This window comes from Variovorax sp. 10N420, from assembly GCF_056394705.1.
In genome coordinates this window covers 1-2,001 of record NZ_JBFTIJ010000035.1, presented here as the reverse complement: position 1 = coordinate 2,001, position 2,001 = coordinate 1, and the positions used below count along the sequence as shown (strand labels likewise).

At 62.5% G+C, this 2,001-nt stretch carries 3 protein-coding genes; all 3 read right to left on the bottom strand.

Going from position 1 to position 2,001, the window contains the following annotated elements:
- The coding region (locus AC1DEK_RS30070; RefSeq protein ID WP_478128980.1) for a methyl-accepting chemotaxis protein at nucleotides 1-1,019 on the bottom strand (1,019 nt) is incomplete at its 3' end.
- A gap of 30 nt (nucleotides 1,020-1,049) precedes the next feature.
- Entirely contained in the window at nucleotides 1,050-1,541 is a 492-nt protein-coding gene (locus AC1DEK_RS30065) for a chemotaxis protein CheW (protein ID WP_478128979.1), read from the bottom strand.
- Between the two features lie 46 nt (nucleotides 1,542-1,587).
- The coding region (locus tag AC1DEK_RS30060) for a methyl-accepting chemotaxis protein (protein ID WP_478128978.1) at nucleotides 1,588-2,001 on the bottom strand (414 nt) is incomplete at its 5' end.

The following is a 2,001-nucleotide window of genomic DNA, read 5'->3' as shown; positions in this document are numbered from 1 at the left end:
ACACTGCCGCCCTTGACCGCCACTTCGGAAGCGGACACCGCAAGCTGATTGGCCTGGCGCGCGTTGTCGGCGTTCTGCTTGACGGTCGAGGTGAGCTCTTCCATCGAAGCGGCGGTCTGCTCGAGCGAGCTCGCCTGCTCTTCGGTGCGGGAAGACAAGTCCTGGTTGCCCGTGGCGATCTGGCTCGATGCCGTGGCGATGGTGTCCGTGCCCGTACGCACTTCGCCCACCACCTTTGCCAGGCTGTCGTTCATGTTCTTGAGCGCCCGCATCAACTGGCCGGCCTCGTCCCGGCTGTGGACTTCGATGCGCGAGGTCAGGTCACCCGCTGCGACAGTCTCCGCCACCTTGACTGCCGCCGCCAGAGGACGAACGATGCTGCGCGAGATGAGGAACGCGAAAGCCGCACCGATCAACACCGAGAGGACCGTCAGGATCGCCCTCAGTTCGAAGGCGCGCTGGTTGGCCGCGTCGATGGCCTGGCTCATGTCGTTAATCGCCTTGCGCTCCATCGAGAGGAGATCGAGCACGCTGCTTTCATAGGCCTTCGCAGCAGGCAGGAAGGATTGCTTGAAGACCCGCTCCGTTTCCGCGACGTCGCCGCTGGCCTTCGTTTTTCCGACGAGGTCCTTGGCGGTCTGATATTTGGCGCGGAGCTCGACGATGGTCTTGTACAGCTTCTTTTCCTCGTCGACGACCAGGAGAGCCTCGACCTTGCTCATCGTCTCGCTCCCCTTCTTGACGCTGTCGGAGATGACTTCGGCAAAAGTGACTGGAAGCGTGTCGTCGGTGGTCTTCGCGATCATCGACGTGCGCGCGATGGCCGAGTAGGTAAGCACATACCAGTCGGAGATGAGCCGCTCCTTGGCAAGCGGGCTCTCCATCATGTGCCGCGTCGCCGCGGCAGTGTTCCGGGCACTGTTCAGTGCAAACACGGATGAGAGAATCGTCAAGCCCAGCACCACGGCAAAGCCGATGGCCAGACGCGTTCCGATGCGTATGTTGGATAGAAAATTCATGATGGGGCCCGCGGTGTGGGTTTGCTTGAATCAGGCTGTGGCCGCGGCTTCGACCAGGCCCATTTCGTCGCTGGACATCAGGCGGTCGATGTCCACCAGGATCAGCATCCGCTCGTCCAGCGTGCCCAGTCCGATCAGGTAGTCCGTGTCCAGCACCGAGCCCATCGCGGGCGCCGGCTTGATCTGCTCGGCCGCCAGCGTGATCACGTCGGAGACGCTGTCCACCACCATCCCCACCACGCGTCCCGCGATGTTCAGCACGATCACCACCGTGAACTGGTCGTAGCTCGGCGTGCCCAGCGCAAACTTGATGCGCATGTCGATGATCGGAACGATGATCCCGCGCAGGTTCACCACGCCCTTGATGTACTCCGGAGCGTTGGCAATGCGCGTGACCGCGTCGTAGCCTCGCAGCTCCTGCACCTTCTGGATGTCGATGCCGTATTCCTCGTGCCCGAGGGTGAAAGAGAGAAACTCCAGCGGCTTGCCGGCGTTTGCGGCATCTGTGGTCTTGGTCAACATCTTGTTTGCTCCATGCTTGATTGGGTGAATCTGTGGCGCTTCGCGATCACGCGAGCGCCGGTCGGGCTGATTCGAAACTGAAGACGCCCACCACTTGCGAGAGGCTTCCAGCCTGCTCCTGCAGTGATTGCGCTGCCGCGGATGCTTCTTCCACGAGTGCGGCGTTCTGCTGCGTCACCTGGTCCATCTGCGTGATCGCCTGGTTGATCTGCTCGATGCCCGACGTCTGCTCCTGGCTGGCCGCAGTGATCTCGCCCATGATGTCCGTCACGCGCTTGACGCTCTCGACGATCTCCTCCATGGTCTTGCCGGCTTCGCCCACCAGCGCGCTGCCCGCATCGACCTTGCCCACCGAGTCATCGATGAGGCCCTTGATTTCCTTCGCCGCCGCTGCCGAGCGCTGTGCAAGGCTTCGCACTTCAGAGGCCACCACGGCAAAGCCGCGGCCCTGCTCGCCGGC

Excerpts from the sequence above, each read along its gene's own strand:
- AC1DEK_RS30065 (WP_478128979.1), bottom strand. The coding sequence starts at position 1,541 with ATGTTGACCAAGACCACAGATGCCGCAAACGCCGGCAAGCCGCTGGAG.